This is a genomic window from Caballeronia sp. LZ024, assembly GCF_031451455.1.
Classification (GTDB): Bacteria; Pseudomonadota; Gammaproteobacteria; order Burkholderiales; family Burkholderiaceae; genus Caballeronia; species Caballeronia telluris.
Genome location: NZ_JARUXL010000001.1, coordinates 2,700,317 through 2,719,326 on the forward strand (window position 1 = coordinate 2,700,317; position 19,010 = coordinate 2,719,326).

A 19,010-nucleotide genomic window follows, 5' to 3' on the forward strand; every position below is an offset into this window, starting at 1 on the left:
TGTCCTGCGCGTCCGGCGAAATCAGCCCGGCGCGCCGGCCTTCTGAGCCGACTCGGCTTGCGGCGCGCGCGGCAGCAACCGTTCGATGGGCGTCATCTGCGAAACCGTCGCTGACGACGCAGCCACCGCTCCCGAAGCCGGAGCGGCCGGCGCCGTCGAACCGTAGTCGACCGGCGCGTCGGCCGGACGCGGCTGATCGCCCGCGTGCTCGATCCACCCGCCGCCGAGGAACTGATACAGGTCGACGAGATTCGTCAGCCGTTGCAGGCGCGCATTGATCAGCAACTGCTGCGCGTTGTAGAGATCGGTCTGTGCCGTCAGCACCGCGAGATAGCTGTCGACCCCGTTCCGATATCGCAAATCGGACAATTCCAGCCGCCGGCTCTGCGAACTCGTGAAGCGTTCTAGCGCCTTGATCTGGTCGTCGAAGGTGCCGCGCGCAGCCAGCCCGTCTGCCACTTCGCGGAACGCGTTCTGGATCGCCTTCTCGTAGTTCGCGATCTCGATACGCTTTTGCACCTGCGCCAGATCGAGGTTGGCGATGTTCGTGCCGCCCTCGAAGATCGGCACCGAAATCTGCGGCGCGAACGACCACGCCGCCGAGCCCGGCTTGAACAGACCGCCGAGCGTCGGCGACAGCGTGCCGAAGCTGCCCGTCAGCGAGACGCGCGGGAAGAACGCCGCGCGCGCCGCGCCGATGTTCGCGTTCGCCGCGAGCAGCGACTGCTCGGCCGCCGCGATGTCGGGCCGGCGCACGAGCAGATCGGACGGCAAGCCGGCCGGAATGTCGGAGAGCAGATTCTGGCTGTCGAGCGGCAGACCCGTCGGCAGATCGGCCGGCAGCGGTTCGCCGACGAGCAGCACCAGCGCGTTCTCCGCCTGCGCCCGTAGACGCATTTCCGTCTGGAGGTTGGCGCGCGCCTGTTCGACCACGCCTTCCGCCTGACGCTCGTCGAGCTCCGACCCCACGCCGTTGTCGTACTGCAGCTTCGTGATGCGGTACGAATCCTCGGCCGTCTTGAGCGTATTGCGCGTGACGGTCAAGAGATCGTCGACGGCGAGCATCTGCAGATACTGGTCCGCCACCGACGACACCAGCGCGATCTCCGCCGCCTTGCGCGATTCGGCCGTCGACAGGTACTGCGCGAGCGCCTGATCCTTCAGGCTGCGGATGCGCCCGAAGAAGTCGATTTCCCACGACGCGTTCAGCCCGACCGAATACGTGTTCGAGATCGTCTGGTCGAAGAACGACAGATTGCGCGGCGTGCGCTGCTTGCTCTGGCTCGCGACCGCGTCGATCGTCGGCAGGAGCGCGGCGCGCGTGATCTGGTACTGCGCGCGCGCCGCCTCGACGTTGAGCACCGAGACGCGCAGGTCGCGGTTGTTCTTCAGCGCGAGTTCGACGATGCGCTGCAAGCGCGTATCGGCGAAGAAATCGCGCCAGCCGATGTCGGGCGCCGCGAGGTTGTTCGCCGTGCGGCCGTTGCTCGCACTCGACGACGAAGTCGGCTGGTTGCTGTAGATGCCGCCTTCCGGGAACGTCGACGTGGTGGGCTCGGCCGGCCGCGCGTACTTCGGCTCGAACGTGCAGCCGGCCACGAGCACGGTGAGCGCCGCGGCGACGGCTGTCGCCATCAAAGATTGTCTAAGCATTTCAATGTCCTTCCTTGGGCGCACCGCCATTGCCGCCATTGCCGCCGTGCGGGCCTTGGATATCCGCGTGCGTGCCCGGTGTCGGCGTGTCCTTGCTCTTGCTGAACTTGCTGATCACGACAAAGAACATCGGGATCATGAAGATGGCAAGGAAGGTCGCCGTGAGCATGCCGCCGATCACGCCGGTGCCGATCGCGTGCTGGCTCGCCGAGCCCGCGCCGTTACTGATCGCGAGCGGCAGCACGCCGAGAATGAACGCGAGCGACGTCATCAGGATCGGGCGAAGCCGCAGCCGCGCCGCTTCCACCGCGGCTTCGATCGTCGACATGCCCTGCATGCGCAGTTCACGGGCGAATTCCACGATCAGAATCGCGTTCTTCGCCGACAAACCGACCGTGGTCAACAAGCCGACCTGGAAGAACACGTCGTTTTCCAGACCGCGCAGCGTGGCGGCGAGCAGCGCGCCGAGCACGCCGAGCGGCACCACCATGATGACCGAGAACGGAATCGACCAGCTTTCATACAGCGCCGCGAGACACAGGAACACGACGAGGATCGAGATGCCGTACAGAATCGGCGCCTGCGAACCCGACTGGCGTTCCTGATACGACAGCCCCGTCCACTCGTAGCCGATACCCGCCGGCAGTTTCGCCGCAATCGCCTCGATCGCCGTCATCGCCTGGCCGGTCGACTTGCCCGCCGCCGCCGCGCCCTGGATTTCGACCGCCGAAATGCCGTTGTAGCGTTCGAGCTTCGGCGAGCCGAAGATCCACTGGCCCGTCGCGAACGCGGAGAACGGCACCATCCCGCCCGACGCATTGCGCACGTACCACGCGTTCAGGTCTTCCGGATTCATGCGGAAGCGCGGTTCGCCCTGCACGTAGACCTTCTTGATCCGGTTGTCGACGTCGAGGAAGTTGTTCACGTACTGCGACGCCCAAGCGATCGAGAACGTCTGGTCGATGTCGGCAGCCGTCACGCCGAGCACGTTCGCCTTCTCGCGGTCGATATCGACCTTGAACTGCGGCGTGTCGTTCAGGCCGTTCGGACGCACCTGCGCGAGCGACGGGTCCTTCGCCGCCATGCCGAGCAGCATGTTGCGCGCTTCCATCAGCTTCGCGTGACCGACGCCCGCCCGGTCCTGCAACTCGAAGTCGAAACCCGAGGCCGTGCCGAGTTCCGGAATCGACGGCGGGTTGACCGGGAACACCATCGCGTCCTTATAGCCCGCGAAGTGGCCGAACATCCGCCCGACGAGCGCCTGCACCTTCTCGTTGCTCGACTGCCGCAGCGCGTAGTCCTTCATCCGCACGAACACCAGACCGGAGTTCTGGCCGCGGCCCGCGAACGAAAAGCCGTTCACCGTGAACACCGATTCCACAATCGCCTTCTCGTCGTTCAGCAGATAGTTCTGCACGTCGACGAGCACCTTGGCCGTGCGCTCCTGCGTCGAGCCGACCGGCGCCTGGACGAGCACGAACATCGTGCCCTGGTCTTCGTCGGGGAGGAACGACTTCGGCAGCCGGATGAACAGCATCCCCACCGCGACGATCACCACCAGATAGATGATGAGCCAGCGGCCCGAGCGCTTGATGACGTGCTCGACGCCGCTGTGGTACTTCGTCTGGCTCTTCGCGAAGGTGCGGTTGAACCAGCCGAAGAAGCCTGTCTTCTCGTCGTGATGGCCCTGCGGGATCGGCTTGAGAATGGTCGCGCAGAGCGCTGGCGTCAAAATGAGCGCGACGAGCACCGAGAGCACCATCGCCGCGACGATCGTGAGCGAGAACTGCCGGTAGATCGCGCCGACCGAGCCGCCCGAGAACGCCACCGGCACGAACACCGCGGAGAGCACGAGCGCCACGCCGATCAGCGCGCCGGTGATCTGGTCCATCGCCTTGCGCGTGGCGTCTCTTGGCGAGAGGCCCTCTTCCGCCATCACCCGCTCGACGTTTTCCACGACCACGATCGCGTCGTCCACCAGCAAGCCGATGGCGAGCACGAGACCGAACATCGAGAGCGTATTGATCGAGAACCCGACGATCGACATGATCGCAAACGTACCGAGCAGCACCACCGGCACGGCGATCGTCGGGATCAGCGTGGCGCGCAGGTTCTGCAGGAACAGGTACATGACGAGGAACACGAGCACGATACCTTCGATCAGCGTCTTGACCACTTCCTCGATCGAGAGCTTAACGAACGGCGTCGTGTCATACGGATACTTCACGACGAGCCCGTGCGGGAAGTACTTCGACAGGTCGTCGATCTTCTGGCGCACCAGTTTCGCCGTCTGCAGCGCGTTCGCGCCCGTGGCGAGCTGGATACCGAAGCCGGCCGTCGGTGCGCCGTTGTACTTCGTGTCGAAGTTGTAGTTTTCGCCGCCGAGCTCGATGCGCGCCACGTCCTTCAGGCGCACTTGCGAGCCGTCCTGATTCACCTTCAGCAGGATGTTGCCGAACTGCTCGGGCGTTTGCAGCAGCGTGGCTTCCGTGATGGTCGCCTGCAACATCTGGCCCGGCACCGACGGCGTGCCGCCGAGACCGCCACCCGCGACCTGCACGTTCTGGTTCGTGATCGCGGTCTTCACGTCGACGGGCGTGAGGCTGTAGTTGGTCAGCTTGGTCGCGTCGAGCCACACGCGCATCGCGTACTGCGAGCCGAAGAGCGTGACCGTGCCGACGCCGTCGATCCGGCTGATCGGGTCCTGCACCTTCGACGCCACGTAGTTCGCGAGGTCGTACTTGCTCATCGTGCCGTCTTCGGAGACGAACGCCATCACGAGCAGGAAGCTGCTGCTCGACTTCGTCACCTTCGTGCCGAGCTGCTGCACGGCCTGCGGCAGAAGCGGCGTCGCGAGCTGCAGCTTGTTCTGCACCTGCACCTGCGCGATGTCCGGATTCGTGCCGGCCGCGAACGTCAGCGTGATGGTCGCGGTGCCGGAGTCGTCACTCGTCGACGACAGGTACAGCAAGTGGTCGAGACCGCTCATCTGCTGCTCGATCACCTGCGTCACCGTGTTTTCGACGGTCGAAGCCGAGGCGCCCGGGTACGTCGCGCTGATCTGGATCGCAGGCGGCGCGATGGTCGGGTACTGCGCGACCGGCAGGTTGAAGATCGACGCGATCCCCGCCAGCATCAGGATGATGGCGATCACCCAGGCGAAGATCGGACGATCGATAAAAAACTTTGCCATGAAACAGGCTCCCTGTTATTGCGCGCCGGACGCGGCCTGAGCGCTCGACGCCCCCGCTGCACCGCTCGCGGCGCCCTGCGCGCCGCTCGCGGCGGGCGCGCCGGATGCATTGGATAGAGCCGCCGCTTGTGCGTCCGAGGCAGGCTGGGCGGGCAGTTGAGCCGCCACCGGCTTGACCGTCATGCCCGGCTTCGCTTTCTCGACGCCGTTCACGATCACGCGGTCGCCCGGATTCAGCCCGCTGTCGACCACCCAGTTGTTGCCGTGCGTGCCCGAGGTCACGAGCGTGCGCAGTTCGACCTTGTCGCCCTGGCCGATCACGAGCGCGACCGCCTGACCCTTCTGGTCGTGCGTCACGCCGATCTGCGGCACGACGAGCGCGCGGTCGTTCACGCCTTCCTCGATGCGCGCGCGCACGAACATGCCCGGCAGCAGCACGCGGTCCTTGTTCGGGAAGATCGCGCGCACGGTGACGGAGCCCGTGCCCTGATCGACGCTCACGTCGGAGAACTGGAGCTTGCCGGCTTCGGGATAGACGCGGCCGTCTTCGAGCACGAGTGTCACCTTCGCCGCGTGGATGCCCTGCGTCTGCAGGCGCCCTTCCTGGATCTGCCTGCGCAGCTTGAGACCTTCGACGCTCGACTGCGTCAGGTCCACGTACACCGGATCGAGCTGCTGCACGGTCGTAAGCAGCGTGGCCGCGCTCGCCTGCACGTATGCGCCGGGCGTCACTTGCGAGAGTCCCGTGCGGCCGCTGATCGGCGAGACGACGTCGGTGTAGCCGAGGTTGATCTGCGCGGTATCGACGGCGGCCTTGCCGGCTGCGACGTCGGCGACCGCCTGGCCCTGCGCGGCGAAGGCGTTGTCGTAGTCCTGCTTGCTGACCGCGTTCGCCGCGACGAGCACCTTGTAGCGCCCGACCAGCGCGTTCTGGGTCGCGACGTTCGCCTGCGCCTTCGCCAGCGTCGCCCGGGCGTTGTTCAGCGCCGCGATGTAGGGCGCCGGATCGATCTTGTAGAGGCGCTGGCCGGCCTTCACGTCCGCACCTTCGGTGAACTCGCGGCGCAGCACGATGCCGTCGACCCGCGCGCGCACCTGTGCATTCAGGAACGCGCTCGTTCGGCCCGGTAGTTCGGCCACGACGGGCACGGTGGTCGGCTGGACGGTGACGACGCCCACTTCGGGCGTCTGCGGCGGAGGTGCCGATTGTTTTTGTCCGCAGGCTGCAAGAAACAAGGCAGCCGTCGCGGCACTGATTAAGCGGAATGGAACCCGTTCGACGCGCATGGAGCGACCTCTGTCTAAGACTGAGTTTGAAATAAGTGCGCGGCCGCCTTCTACGGGCAGGCCGCGCACGAGCGTCTCGATGACGCTGACCAACAGCCGGCTGGCAGGCAAACAGCCGGCGCCGACTCACCGTTCGTGCCCGCGCGCGGCGCTCTGATGGCGCCTTCCGGCCGGAGGGACGGCCTGAATCGGGCGGTTGGATTGAAAGCTTGTCGGATATTAACCGTTCGACATGACTTGGGTCATGGATCGACGGATGGTATTGTATATACATTCATGAACGAATGTATAAGTGACGAAATTAATTTGGGATGGAGTGCAGGAGCGGATTCCCCTCAAAGGTATCGATTACCTTCGACAAACATTTGACGCCGCTGCAACCGCAGGGGTCAGGCAATCGCAGCGAAGCAGGAGAGGACGGCCACGGCCGCAGGATATGGTCAGACGAACCAAGGAAGAAGCGCAGTTGACGCGCAACCGCATTCTCGATGCGGCGGAGCGCGTGTTCTACGACAAAGGCGTGTCGCGCACCACGCTCGCCGACATCGCGCAGGAAGCCGGCGTCACGCGCGGCGCTATCTACTGGCATTTCGCGAACAAGGGCGACCTGTTTACCGCCATGTTCGACCGCAGTCTCATGCCGCTCGACGAACTGATCGTCGCGTCGCTCGACAGCAAGGAACCCGATCCGCTCGGCCGGATGCGCGACATCTTCGTCTGGTGCATGCGCAACATCGCGCTCGACGAGCAGCGCCGGCGCGTGTTCGACATCCTTTTTCTGAAATGCGAGTTCGTCGAGGACATGGGGCCGGTGCGCGAACGGCATCAGAACAACATGCGCGAAGGGATCGAGCGCATCGAGCGCGGGCTCGTCAACGCGATCGCGCAGGGCCAGCTTCCCGCCGACCTCGACACGCGGCAGGCCACGACCATCCTCCACGCGCTTTTCACCGGCATCCTGCACGACTCGCTGATGCTGCCCGAAGGCGTCGATCTGGAGCGCGACGCCGAACGGCTGATCGACGCCTGCTTCGACTCGCTGCGCTTCAGTCCGGCGCTGCGTTCAACCCGCGGCGCGGCCTGAACGCGCCTGTTGGTTCGACGCGTAGATCGAATCGCGCGCGGGTGCCTCGCCCGTGCCGAGCGCGGCGATCCATTCGGCGGTGGTGAGCACCGCCGCGAAACGCGACTGCATCACCACCGTGAAGACGCGGTGGATTTCCTCCGCGCTCGCCCGGCCGGCGCGGTTTTCGTAGGGCACGGCGCCCGTCGCGTCGCAGAGAAATTCCACCGACAAACCCGCGTGCACGGCGTGCTTCACCGTCGAATCGTCGCAGTTGTGCGTCATGTAGCCGGCGATCACGAGCGTGTCGATTTCGTGCTCCGTCAGCCAGTGGGCGAGATCCGTGCCGGCGAAGGCGCTCGGCAACGCCTTGTCGATCTGGTGCGCGTGCGGGCGGCTCGCGACCACCTCGTGCAACTCGGCGCCGTGCGAATCGTGCGCGAACAGCGGCGAAGTCGCCGGCGCGACCTGCCGCACGACGACCACCGGCACGCGATGCACATGCGCGGCGTCGATCGCCCGGCCAATATTAGCGAGCGAGACGTTCACATCCGGATATTCGATCGGCAGATTGCCGGTGATGTATTCATTCTGGACATCGATCACGATGAGCGCGCGGCGCGGCATGGTTTCATTTCCTCGAACTGGCTGGCAATGACGTCATTCTCGCGGCCCGCGCGTGCGGGCGTAAGTGGCCCGATAGCCAGACAGCGATAGAATCGGGCCAATATGTCACGCGCCGGGAGTCAGCCAATGTCCGTTGTCGCCGTCGTCGCCTTCGACGGGATCAGCCCGTTTCATCTGTCGGTGCCGTGCATCGTGTTCGGCGAAAACCGCACCGACGCCGGCCTGCCGTGCTTTGAGTTTCGCGTCTGCGCGGCCGAACCGGGGCGTCTCTCGACCACCGCGGGTTTCACGATCGCCGCCGATCACGCGCTCGACGCCCTCGCCGACGCCGACATCGTGATCGTCCCGAGCTGGCGCGATCCCGCCGAGACGCCGCCCGCCGCCCTCCTCGACGCGCTGCGGGCCGCCCACGCGCGCGGCGCGCATTTGATCGGCCTGTGCCTCGGCGCGTATGTGCTCGCGGCGGCGGGCTTGCTCGACGGCCGCGTCGCGACCACGCACTGGGCCTGGGCCGACGACTTCGCGCGGCGCTATCCGCGCGTGCGGCTCGATCCGAAGGTGCTCTACGTCGATGACGCGACGCTCACCACGTCGGCGGGAACGGCGGCGGGCATCGACTGCTGTCTGCATGTGCTGCGGCAGTTGTGCGGCGCCGAAGCCGCGAATCACGTCGCGCGGCGGCTCGTCGTGCCGCCGCACCGGCAGGGCTCGCAGGCGCAGTACGTCGAAGAGCCGCTGCCGCGGCACGCGAACGGCGACCGTCTCACGGAGTTGCTCGACTGGCTGCGCGGCAATCTCGCGACGCCGCATTCGCTCGACGCGCTCGCGGCGCGCGTCGCGATGAGCCGGCGCACGTTCACGCGGCGTTTTCACCGGCTGACGGGCGCGACGGTGGGCGCGTGGCTGCAGGGCGAACGCATCGCGTTGGCGCGGCGGCTTTTGGAAACCACCGACCTTCCGATCGACCGGATCGCCGAAGCGTGCGGCTTCAATACCGGCGCGACGCTGCGCCAGCAGTTCGCGCAGACGCTGAAGACGTCGCCGTCGACGTATCGGCGGGAGTTTCGGGGAAATTAGCGGGCGCGCGGCGCGCTTACTGCAAGCCGACGCGCGGCGCGAGAAACGCGAAGAGCGCGATGCACACGAGCATCGCCGCCCACGCCCAGACGGGCAAGCCGAGCGGATGCGGATCGTGGAAATGGTCGCGGTCGCGGTGCCCGAGGCCGTGTCCCGGCAGCCGGTGATGTAGCACGCCGCTCGCGGCGTCGGCGCCGCCCGGGTGGATCCGGCGTTGCGGCGCGCCGGGACGCCGCATGAACGCCGCCGACATCGCGCTCGGCCGCAGGAAGACGTGACGCCGCACGCCGGGGTCCTGCTGCGCGCGCATCGACGACAAGCCGTGCTTCGCTCGCACCACTTCGCAGAATTCGGAGAAGAAATCGTCGGCGACTTCGCGCAGCGAATTTTCGATCTGCCGCGAGGGCAAGCCGGCAAGCGGCCCGGAAAGCGTCGCCCACAGCGTGTAGTCGACCCACGTCGATTCGCCGCTCGCGTCCGGATTGAGCGCGACGGCGATCTGTCCGCGCAACGAGCCGACGCCTTCGCCCCGCGCCTTGAAACTGAGCGTGCGGGCGTACCCGCCGGCCGCGTCCGGCGCGGCTGTGGCGGCGTCGGCTTCGCCATCGGTGTGGGCGTTCTGCCGCGTGACGCCCGCTCCGTGCGCCCGAATCTCGTAGCGCGCGCGCAACGCGCCGAGCGGCACGATCATCGTGAGCGCATATTCGCCGCCGGGGAGTTTCGTGAACGATTCGCAGTGGTCGAGGCTCGCCCGCAGGAGCGCGAGATCGCCGAGGGCTTCCCGGACGTGCGCCGGGTCGAGGGGAACACGCAACGCATCGGTGACTTCCATCTGAGCCTCCCAGGCAAAGACTGCACTCGTTCGTTATCTTGCGGCGTGGATGAAGCGGCGAAGCAGAATCGGCTTAACGGGCAAGGCGGGCAAAACGGATGCGGCGTTCAGGAAGTCTCGTCGATGCGGTCGACGCGCGACGTATGAAACGCGAGGTAGCCCTTGATCCGGGCGGCGCCGTCGGTGGGCTCCTCGTAGCTCCACGCGGCGTTCTCGACGGGGCCGTCCTCGGTCAGCAAGTGGTAATGCGTGGCATCGCCCAGATGCTGGCAATGCGAAACGTGGATCGAGCGCTGCAGGCGCGCCATGTTGACGTCCGCGCGCGGGAAATAGTGCACGGCAGGCGAGCCGGTTTCGACGACGGTCAGCGATGCGTGCGTATCCGCGTAGGTGACACCCTGATGGATCACCCGGCAACGCCGGCCGTTCGGCGTGATCTCGATGCGATGCGCGGATTCTTGCGTGTCGGTGTTCATCGATGCCCTCCCGGTTCGGCTGAGAAAAGCGCGAGGCACGTCGTCGTGCCCAGACTAACCGCAAAAAAAAGCCGCGGGCACATTCATGACCCGCGGCTTCATTATGAGCAAACTCCGGCCGGCTGTGTGCGCGCTTTCACGCGCTCGATCGTGCGAATTTCGGTGAATCGCCGGCCGGCGTTTTGCAGGGCGCTCACGCGCCGGTCATTGAATACTCCAGTGAAACGCAGCCTTCGCCTTGCCCGCGCCCGCGACGCTCACCGCGTGTTTCTGCTCCTGGTCCTTGTATTTCGCATACACGGTGTAGCTGCCAGCCGGCAGCTTCACCAGCATGTAGGGACCCATCGCTTCGACATTGAGCACCTCGGCGTTCTTCGCATCGACGATCCTCACGTGGACGCCCGACAAGTAGTCTGCGGTCGGCCCGGTGAACCGCAACGATAGCGGCCAGTGAGCCTGTTCGCGCAACAGCGCCTTCGATTCGTCGAGCCCTACACCACCCGACGTGTACGACACGCTGCCTTGCTGCTCGATCTGCGGCAAGCCGCCGCCGTTGGTGTTGCCGGCGCTGCTCGTGTCGCTCGCCGCCGCGCTCGATGCCTGCGCCCACGCGCCGCCCGTCATGCTCAGGGCCATCACGGCTGCCAGTGTCAGCGTCGCGTGCCTGCCTTTGGTCTTGATCGTCATTGTCGTTTCGCTCCATGTTTCGCGTAGCGCATGGCTACGCTCGACCCGAAAACCGCCCGATGCGCCGGCACGGCGCGATGGGGCACCACGACGTGGCGACAGCATACTTCGTGCCCGATCGCGCCCTGTCAATATCGACGCCGACTCTGACAATCAGCCCAGATCGACCGGCACGAAGATCTGCGCATCGTCACGCTGGATCAGGAGCGCGAGGCTCTCGCCCGCGTGCGCGACCATTGCCTTCAACTGCTGCACGCTCGTCACCGGCTGGCCGTTGACCGCGAGAATTACGTCGCCGGGCTGGATGCCCGCGTTCGCCGCCGCCCCGTTCGCCTGCTGGACGATGAGGCCGCGCGAGAGCGAGCTGTCCTGCTTTTCCTCCGGCGTGAGCGGGCGCACCGCCACGCCCAAGCGCGCGTCCTGCGCCGAGGCGCCGTCGCCGTCGCTCTTATCGCCCTTCGCGCTCGCGGTCTTGGCGTCCTTGAGCGCGCCGACCGTCACCGTCAGGTCCTTCGTGCCCTTGTCGCGCCACACCTGCACCTTCGCCTGGCTGCCCGGCGGCAGGCCCGCGACCTGCGAGGGCAACGAGGTCGAATCCGAGACCGCGAGACCGTTGAGCGACATGATCACGTCGCCCGGCTGCAGACCCGCCTTCGCGGCCGGACCGCCCGGCTCGACCGAACTCACGAGCGCGCCCTGCGGCGTCTTCATGCCGAACGAATTGGCGAGCGTCTGGTTCATGCCCTGCACGGTCACGCCGAGGCGCCCGCGATCGACGTGGCCCGTCTTCACGAGCGCGTCCTTCACCTTGATCGCTTCATTGATCGGGATGGCGAACGAAAGTCCCTGGAAGCCGCCCGTCTGCGAATAGATCATCGAATTGATGCCGATCACTTCGCCTTGCAGGTTGAAGAGCGGGCCGCCCGAGTTGCCCGGGTTCACCGGCACGTCGGTCTGGATGAACGGCGTGTAGTTCTCGTTCGGCAGCGAGCGCGACTTCGCGCTGATGATGCCCGAGGTCACCGTGTTGTCGAAACCGTAAGGCGAACCGATCGCGACGACCCACTGGCCGACCTTGCTGCCGTTCGGGTCGCCGATCTTCACGATCGGTAGGTTCTTCGCGTCGATCTTGAGCACCGCGACGTCCGACTGCTTGTCCGCGCCGACGACCTTCGCGCGGTACTCGCGCTTGTCGGTGAGCTTGACGGTGACGACATTCGCGCCATCGACGACGTGCGCGTTGGTCAGGATGTAGCCGTCGCTGCTCACGATGAAGCCGGAGCCGAGGCCCTCGCTCGGGCGGTCCTGACCGCCGTTGCCGCCGCCGGGGCCGCCGAAGCCGGGCATGCCGCCGAAGCGCTTGAAGAACTGGTAGAACGGATCGTTCGGATCGATGGGCAGTTGCGAGGCGCCGCCATTGCGTTGCGACGTCTGCTTGACGACGTGCTTCGCGCTGATGTTCACCACCGCCGGCCCGTAGGTCTCGACGAGACCGGAGAAGTCGGGCACGCCGGTCTTCGCGGCGGCTTCGGCCGGCATCATCGCGGCGGCCTGCGCGGGTGCAATGACCTGCGGCGCCGGAACGTTGTTGTGACCGGCCACGTAGCCCGCCGACAAGGCGATGGCGACGGCTGCGGCAACGGCGCTGCGGGTGAGAATCTTCGCTTTCATCGTGTGCTCCTGACAGGGGCGTTTTAGGATGAAACGAAGGTTACGTGGCGTCGCTTAAAGGTCGCTTAAAGCTGTCTCGAAACTTCGCGCCGATGCGTCCCGCTCAAAACCACACCGTGACGAGCAGCCCGCCCGCCGCCGATTCGCCGAGCACGACGCGCGCGCCGTTCTGGTCCGCGATGCGCTTGACGATCGCAAGGCCCAGGCCGCTGCCCGCGACGTCCGTGCGCGTGCGGCTCGCGCCCTCTCCCACGCGATAGAAGCGGTCGAAGACGCGCTCGCGCTCGTCGGCGGGAATGCCCGGGCCGCTGTCCGCGATCCGCACGACCGGGCGTCCCTCCTCCACCTTCAGCGAAACGTCGACGCGCCCGCCGCGCGGCGTGTACTTCGTCGCATTGTCGATGACGTTGTTGAACATCACGCGCAGCGCGTCGCGATTGCCGGTGACGCTCGCGGCCTCGCTCGTCTCGATGCCGAGATCGACGCCGCGTTCCTGCGCGAGCAGCACACTCGCGCCGACGCATTCGTCGACGAGCGCATGCAGGTCGACGTCCTGCATCGACGTCTTGCTGTCCGGCTCGGCGCGCGCGAGCGCAAGCAGTTGCTCCGCCAGCCGCGTCGCGCGCGCGATGCCGGCCTGCAGGTCCGCGAGCGCTTCCTTGCGCGAGCCGTCGTCCTGCGCGCGGGCGACGAGCTGCGCCTGGATCTGCACGGCCGCGAGCGGCGTGCGCAGTTCGTGGGCGGCGTCGGCGACGAAGGCCTTCTGCGTGTCGAGCGCCGTCGCGAGGCGCGAAAGCAGCGCGTTCAGCGCGTGCACGACGGGTTGCACTTCCTCCGGCAGACGCGTGTCCGGCAAAGGTTCGAGCGCTTCGGGATGACGCGTGTCGAGCGCGCGCGTCACGCGCTGCAACGGCGCGAGCCCGCGCCCGACGATCAGCCACACCGCGAGCCCGAGGAACGGCAGCAGCAGCACGAGCGGCCAGAGCGTGCGCCACGCGACGCCCGCCGCGAGCCGGTTGCGGATCGAGAGCGGCTGCGCGAGCTGCACGACGTTATCGCCGACGATCGCGCTGTACACGCGCCATTCGCCGCGCGCGGTCATCTCGGTGGAAAAGCCGAGTTCCGCGTGCGGCGCGAGCGGCACGCGCGGATGCGAGTAGTACATCAGCACGCCATTGCGATTCCAGATCTGGATCACGACGCCTTCGTCGCTGTCCGCGCGCGAACTGAGCACCGACGAAAACGGCTCGGACGGCAACGCGGACGCGATCTGCTGCAACTGGTAATCGAAAAGTTCGTTGGCTTCGGCGAGCGCCTGACGGTAGATGAGCCAGCCCGCGAACCCCACGCCGACGATCACGAGCGCAAGCAGCCAGACGAGGAGCTGGCGGCGAATCGAATGCATCAGGCGTCCTTCGCGACCATGTAGCCGAGGCCGCGCACATTGCGGATCAGGTCGGCGCCGAGTTTCTTGCGCAACGAATGGATGTAGACCTCGACCGTGTTGCTGCCGATCTCCTCGCCCCAGCCGTAGATCTTCTCTTCGAGCTGGCTCTTCGAGAGCACCGCGCCCGGACGCGCCATCAGCGCTTCGAGCAGCGCGAACTCGCGCGCGGAAAGCGTGACGGGCGCGCCGTCGAGCGTCACCTGATGGCCGACGGGATCGAGCGTGAGCGGCCCGTTGCGCACGAGCGACTCGCCGCGTCCCGCGTGACGGCGGATCAGCGCGCGCATGCGGGCGCCGAGTTCGTCGAGGTCGAAGGGCTTGACGAGATAATCGTCCGCGCCGGCGTCGAGCCCTTTCACGCGATCGGCGATGGCGTCGCGCGCCGTCACGATCAGGACCGGCAGCGCGTTGCCGCGCGCGCGCAGGCTTTTTAGCACGTCGAGGCCGTCGCGCTTCGGCAAGCCGAGGTCGAGCAGCATCAGGTCGTAGGGCTCGCCGCCGACGGCCGTGAGCGCCGTGTCGCCGTCCTGCACCCAGTCGACGGCAAAGCCGTCGGCACGGAGCGCCTTCCTCACGCCCTCGGCGATCATCCGATCATCTTCGACTAGCAGGATTCGCATGGCGCGCTCGTTGTCGTATGGGGGAGCGGTCCATTTTAGCCGCGCCCGGCGGCCCAAGGATTAAGCGGGACTTAAAGGCGCGTCAGGCACATTGCGACGCACGGCAACGATTTAGCAAGGAAGCTTGTCTACAATAGCCGCTTCGTTCCGGGCCCCGACGCATGTGCGGCGCTCATCACTTCGCATCCAAAAAGAATTCATGCTGCTCGCTCCGCTCTTCGCCTTCCCCCGACCGATCACCGCCCGCCTGTCCTCCTACGCGCTCGCCGTTGCGTTCGTGGTCGGCGGCGCGCTCGCGTATGCGCCTCACGCCGACGCGCGCGGCGGCACGAAAGCCGAATCGCAGACGCAGTCGCCCAAACGCGCCGCGCGCGGCGGGCTCAAGGCGAAGCGCGCCGAGCGCGTGGAACGCGCGGAACGCGTGACCGTGCCGGCCGGCCCGCTGCCGCCCACCGTGATGGCGGCGCTCGCGCGCGCGCACGTGCCGGTGTCGTCGATGAGCGTGGTCGTGCAGCGGATCGGCGCGCCAGTGCCGCTCGTCGCGATCAACGCGACCCAGCCGATGCTCCCCGCCTCGACGATGAAGCTCGTCACCACCTACGCCGGCCTTTCGCTGCTCGGCCCGGACTATCGCTGGAAGACGACCGCCTACGCCGACGGCGAAGTCGACGCGCACGGCGTGCTGCACGGCAACCTGTACATCCAGGGCACGGGCGACCCGAAGCTCGTGCCGGAAGAACTGATCGATCTCGTCGACCAGATCCGCAAGAACGGGATCACGGGCATCGACGGCGCGCTCGTGCTCGACAAGCGCTACTTCGACGCCTCCACGCGCGACCTGCCCGCCTTCGACCACGACGACAGCGCGCCCTACAACGTCGGTCCCGATCCGCTCTTGTACGCGTTCAAGTCGCTGTCGTTCACGCTGACGCCGAACCCGGAGGGCGGCGTCTCCATCGACGTGCTGCCGCAACTCGCGCAACTGCAGATCGACAACGAACTGCGCGTCACGCGCGGCGCGTGCGCGGGCACGCTGCCGGCAGCTTCGCCCAGCGTCGCGCAGACGAACTTGGGCTTCGTGCAGGCGTCGTTCATCGGCGACTATCCGCTGCGCTGCGGCTCGCGCACGATCAACGTCGCGGCGCTCGATCACTCCACATTCTTTGCGGGCGGCTTCCTCGCGCTCTGGAAGCAGACGGGCGGCACCTTCGCCGGCACGACCCGCGAAGGCGCGACGCCCTCGAGCGCGCGGCTCGTCGGCACGCACCGCAGCCCGGTGCTCTCCGATATCGTTCGCGACATCAACAAGTTCAGCAACAACGTGATGGCGCGCAACCTGTTCCTCACGATCGGCGCGGCCACCGCGAAGCCGCCCGCGACGCCGGTGAAGTCCGCGCAGGCGATTCAGCAGTTCCTGCGCAGAAGCGCCCTGCCGATGAACGGCCTGGCGCTCGACAACGGCTCCGGACTCTCGCGTGACGAGACGATCAGCGCGCTGTCGCTCGCCGATCTCCTGCAGGCGGCGAATTCGAGCCCGGTTGCGCAGGTGTTCACGGAATCGCTGCCGATTGCAGGCGTCGACGGCACGATGCGCAACCGCCTGACCAACGCGGGCGCGCTCGGCAACGCGCACATCAAGACCGGCACGCTGCGCGACGTCCGCGCGATCGCCGGGTACGTCGGCGCGGGGAACGGCGAGACCTACGTGGTCGTGAGCTTCATCAACGATCCGCGTGCGGAAGCCGCGCGCGCCGCCCACGATGCGCTGCTCGAGTGGGTGTACGAAGGCGCGCGCAAGCCGGGCGCGACCGAGTAGAAACCCGGGCTTCGAATATTTCTTCTACGAAGTCGCGAGCGCCGCCGCGCGCTCCCCGTGTACGCTCACGCACGCGGTCCGGTTCCGCCGCACGAAGTCCGGCGGCCCCGGCGATACGCCATTCGCGCGAAACATCTGATGGAGGTGGGAAGATTCGGTAAGCTAGCGCGACGCTGGCTGGGCGCGAATGCCCGGCGCGGCGCCTGACAACATCGAAAAAACGCGGCAGTCGAGCCGCGGCATTAACTACAAGATTCACCAAAAAGATGGAGACGAGGTCGATGAACAAGCACACCACCACGCGCGGCGCGATGCTGCGTTATGCCCAGTTCGCCACGGCGAGCGCCGCGCTCGCCATGCTCGCCGCATGCGGCGGCGGCAGCGACGACAACAACAATTCGACTCCGCCGGGCGGCGTCAAGCTGCAGGTCGTTTCGTTCGGCGACAGCCTGTCGGACGTCGGCACGTACTCGCCCGTGATCACGCGCAGCTTCGGCGGCGGCCGCTTCACGACGAACCCGGGACAGGTCTGGACGCAGAACGTCGCGCAATACTACGGCGACACGCTCACGCCCGCCGCGACCGGCGGCTTCGGCGTGCCGCTCACGCCGGGAACCGGCTTCGGCTACGGCCAGGGCGGCGCGCGCGTGACGCTGCAGCCGGGCATCGGCCACGCGACGCCGGGCACGACCAACGCCGATTTCTCGCAAGCCACCACGATTCCGATCAACGATCAGGTCAGCAGCTATATCGCCGCGCACGGCACCTTCAACGCGAACCAGCTCGTGTTGATCAACGGCGGCGCGAACGACATCCTCCTGAATCTGACCATCGCGCAGACTGCCGCCGCGCAGGCCGCCGCCGGACAGATTCCCCCGCAAGCGGCAGCACAGGCGGGCGCGGCGGCGCAGGCCGCGATCCAGCAGGCGGCGATCGATCTGGCGAACGTCGTCGGGCGGGTCTTGCAGGCGGGGGCGACGCACGTCGTCGTGTCGAACGTGCCGGACATCGGCACGACGCCGCAAGGTCTCATGAGCGCCGACAAGGGCGCAACGCTCTCGAGCGCATCGAACGGTTTCAATACCGTGCTGAAGGGCGCGCTGACGCAAGCCGGCCTGATTTCCAAGGTCATCTACGTGGACGTCCCGCCGATACTTGCCAACGTCACGGCGAACTATCAGGCGATGGGCTTCACGGTGTCGAACACGGGGACGGCCTGTAACCTCCAGGCAATGATCGCCGCCGCGACGAAGGCCGGCCAGACGAATCCGACGGCGTTCGGCAGCTCGCTCTTCTGCTCGCCTGAAACGCAGACGGTCGCGGGCGCGGACCAGACGTACATGTACGCCGACACCGTCCATCCGACGACGCACCTCCACGCGCTGTACGCGCAGGCCGTCGAGCAGACGATCGCGAAATCCGGGCTCGGCAAGTGATTCCGGCTTTTTGATTAGAAGCCGTCTGAAAGCGAAACGCCCGGTCGATCGACCGGGCGTTTTGTTTTCTTGCGTTGTTTTCGCGACGAGGAAAGCCTATTCCTGCGCCTCGAACGCCGCCGCCGCGCGCCCGAGCCGATCGTTCACCGCGATCCATTCGATCGATTCGGGCAGCTTTTCGATCAGGATCCGCTCGACGTTCGCCCGGTCCAGCGCGCGCAGCAAGCCGTAGAGATCGCGCGCGTAGGTCTGCGGATCTTCCGGCGCGGCGACGAAATGCACGCCCGGCGCCTGCGCCCACGCGAGCGCGCTCGACGCGCGCGCGACCAGCGCGATTTTCTCCACGTTCGTCGCGCCATGCGACGCGAGCAGCGCTTCGATCGCCGCGAACGGCAACAGCGCGAGCGGCGTGCGCGGCGCGTAATGCGCCTTCAGCGTGCCGGAGGCGCGCGGCGCGGTGGCGTCGCTGCCGTCGGGCAGACGCGGCGCGACGCCGAGCACGTCCGCGATGGCCTGCGGGCTCACGTGACCCGGGCGCAACAGCGCCGGAAAGCCGCGCGACAAATCCAGAATGGTCGATTCGATGCCGACGTCCGCCGCGCCGCCGTCGAGCACATGAACCGTCGCGCCGAACTCGTCGCGCACATGCTGCGCGGTCGTCGGGCTGACATGTCCGAAGCGGTTCGCCGACGGTCCCGCGACGCCGCCGTGTCCGCCGCGCCGCGCACTGAACGCCACCAAAAGCTGCTGCGCCACCGGATGCGACGGCGCGCGGATGCCGACCGAATCCTGCCCGCCGCTGACCGCCGCCGGAATATGCGCGGCGCGCTTGAGGATCAGCGTGAGCGGACCGGGCCAGAAGGCGTCGATCAGCTTGACCGCGTCGGGGACGAGCGACTGCACCCAGTACGCCGGATCGCCTTCGGGCGCGAGATGCACGATCACCGGATGATTCGCCGGGCGCCCCTTCGCCGCGTAAATGCGCGCGATGGCGTCGGGATTCTCGGCGTCGCCGCCGAGGCCGTACACCGTTTCGGTCGGGAACGCGACGAGTTCGCCCGCGTCGAGGAGCGACGCCGCTTCGTCGATCTGCGCGGCGCTCGGGTAGAGGATGCTCATCGGCGC

Annotated in this window: 15 protein-coding genes; 4 read left to right on the forward strand and 11 right to left on the reverse strand. The window is 66.9% G+C overall.

Annotated elements, in window-relative coordinates; translation table 11 throughout:
* Window positions 1-21 precede the first annotated feature (21 nt).
* Genes QCE48_RS12140 through QCE48_RS12150 form a run of 3 tightly spaced genes read right to left on the reverse strand, consistent with a single transcriptional unit; the run spans window position 22 to window position 6,133 of the window.
* Window positions 22-1,653 carry an efflux transporter outer membrane subunit gene (locus QCE48_RS12140; RefSeq protein WP_309787582.1) on the reverse strand — a complete coding sequence of 544 codons (1,632 nt, stop codon included), beginning with the start codon at window positions 1,651-1,653 and terminating at the stop codon, window positions 22-24.
* A gap of 1 nt (window position 1,654) precedes the next feature.
* Entirely contained in the window at window positions 1,655-4,846 is a 3,192-nt protein-coding gene (locus QCE48_RS12145; protein ID WP_309787580.1) for an efflux RND transporter permease subunit, read from the reverse strand.
* Between the two features lie 15 nt (window positions 4,847-4,861).
* Window positions 4,862-6,133, reverse strand: a complete 1,272-nt coding sequence (locus QCE48_RS12150; protein ID WP_309787577.1) for an efflux RND transporter periplasmic adaptor subunit — start codon at window positions 6,131-6,133, stop codon at window positions 4,862-4,864.
* A 436-nt stretch (window positions 6,134-6,569) separates the two neighbouring features.
* On the opposite strand from QCE48_RS12150, the gene QCE48_RS12155 reads away from it, so the two are divergent.
* Complete coding sequence (locus QCE48_RS12155; RefSeq protein ID WP_309787575.1) at window positions 6,570-7,217, forward strand: TetR family transcriptional regulator; 648 nt, start codon at window positions 6,570-6,572, stop codon at window positions 7,215-7,217.
* Here the strand turns inward: QCE48_RS12155 and QCE48_RS12160 are convergent.
* Window positions 7,197-7,823, reverse strand: a complete 627-nt coding sequence (locus tag QCE48_RS12160) for an isochorismatase family protein (protein ID WP_309787573.1) — start codon at window positions 7,821-7,823, stop codon at window positions 7,197-7,199. The genes QCE48_RS12155 and QCE48_RS12160 overlap by 21 nt on opposite strands.
* Before the next feature lie 102 nt (window positions 7,824-7,925).
* Between QCE48_RS12160 and QCE48_RS12165 the strand changes: the two genes are divergently transcribed.
* Complete coding sequence (locus QCE48_RS12165) at window positions 7,926-8,900, forward strand: helix-turn-helix domain-containing protein (protein WP_404983178.1); 975 nt, start codon at window positions 7,926-7,928, stop codon at window positions 8,898-8,900.
* A gap of 16 nt (window positions 8,901-8,916) precedes the next feature.
* On the opposite strand, the gene QCE48_RS12170 is transcribed toward QCE48_RS12165, so the two are convergent.
* The 6 genes from QCE48_RS12170 to QCE48_RS12195 form a co-directional block, all read right to left on the reverse strand.
* Window positions 8,917-9,732: an SRPBCC domain-containing protein gene (locus QCE48_RS12170; protein ID WP_309787569.1), complete on the reverse strand. Its 816-nt coding sequence runs from the start codon at window positions 9,730-9,732 to the stop codon at window positions 8,917-8,919.
* A 107-nt stretch (window positions 9,733-9,839) separates the two neighbouring features.
* Window positions 9,840-10,208 (reverse strand): DUF427 domain-containing protein, encoded by a 369-nt coding sequence (locus tag QCE48_RS12175; RefSeq protein ID WP_309787567.1) that lies wholly within the window; start codon window positions 10,206-10,208, stop codon window positions 9,840-9,842.
* A 204-nt stretch (window positions 10,209-10,412) separates the two neighbouring features.
* A complete protein-coding gene (locus QCE48_RS12180) occupies window positions 10,413-10,895 on the reverse strand; it encodes a carboxypeptidase regulatory-like domain-containing protein (RefSeq protein WP_309787564.1) in 483 nt (160 codons plus the stop codon).
* 153 nt (window positions 10,896-11,048) lie between these two features.
* Entirely contained in the window at window positions 11,049-12,566 is a 1,518-nt protein-coding gene (locus QCE48_RS12185) for a DegQ family serine endoprotease (RefSeq protein WP_309787562.1), read from the reverse strand.
* 103 nt (window positions 12,567-12,669) lie between these two features.
* Window positions 12,670-13,971: an ATP-binding protein gene (locus tag QCE48_RS12190; RefSeq protein WP_309787560.1), complete on the reverse strand. Its 1,302-nt coding sequence runs from the start codon at window positions 13,969-13,971 to the stop codon at window positions 12,670-12,672.
* The gene (locus QCE48_RS12195) at window positions 13,971-14,633 is read right to left on the reverse strand and encodes a response regulator (protein WP_309787558.1); all 663 of its coding nucleotides are present in this window, start codon (window positions 14,631-14,633) and stop codon (window positions 13,971-13,973) included. Before QCE48_RS12195 ends, QCE48_RS12190 begins: the two co-directional genes overlap by 1 nt.
* 199 nt (window positions 14,634-14,832) lie before the next feature.
* Between QCE48_RS12195 and dacB the strand changes: the two genes are divergently transcribed.
* Both dacB and QCE48_RS12205 read left to right on the forward strand, forming a co-directional pair.
* Window positions 14,833-16,449: a D-alanyl-D-alanine carboxypeptidase/D-alanyl-D-alanine-endopeptidase gene (gene dacB / locus QCE48_RS12200; RefSeq protein ID WP_309787557.1), complete on the forward strand. Its 1,617-nt coding sequence runs from the start codon at window positions 14,833-14,835 to the stop codon at window positions 16,447-16,449.
* Between the two features lie 281 nt (window positions 16,450-16,730).
* Entirely contained in the window at window positions 16,731-17,885 is a 1,155-nt protein-coding gene (locus QCE48_RS12205; protein ID WP_404983174.1) for an SGNH/GDSL hydrolase family protein, read from the forward strand.
* A gap of 96 nt (window positions 17,886-17,981) precedes the next feature.
* On the opposite strand, the gene QCE48_RS12210 is transcribed toward QCE48_RS12205, so the two are convergent.
* On the reverse strand, window positions 17,982-19,004 hold the full coding sequence (locus QCE48_RS12210) for an L-threonylcarbamoyladenylate synthase (protein ID WP_309787552.1): 1,023 nt from the start codon (window positions 19,002-19,004) through the stop codon (window positions 17,982-17,984).
* Window positions 19,005-19,010 lie beyond the last annotated feature (6 nt).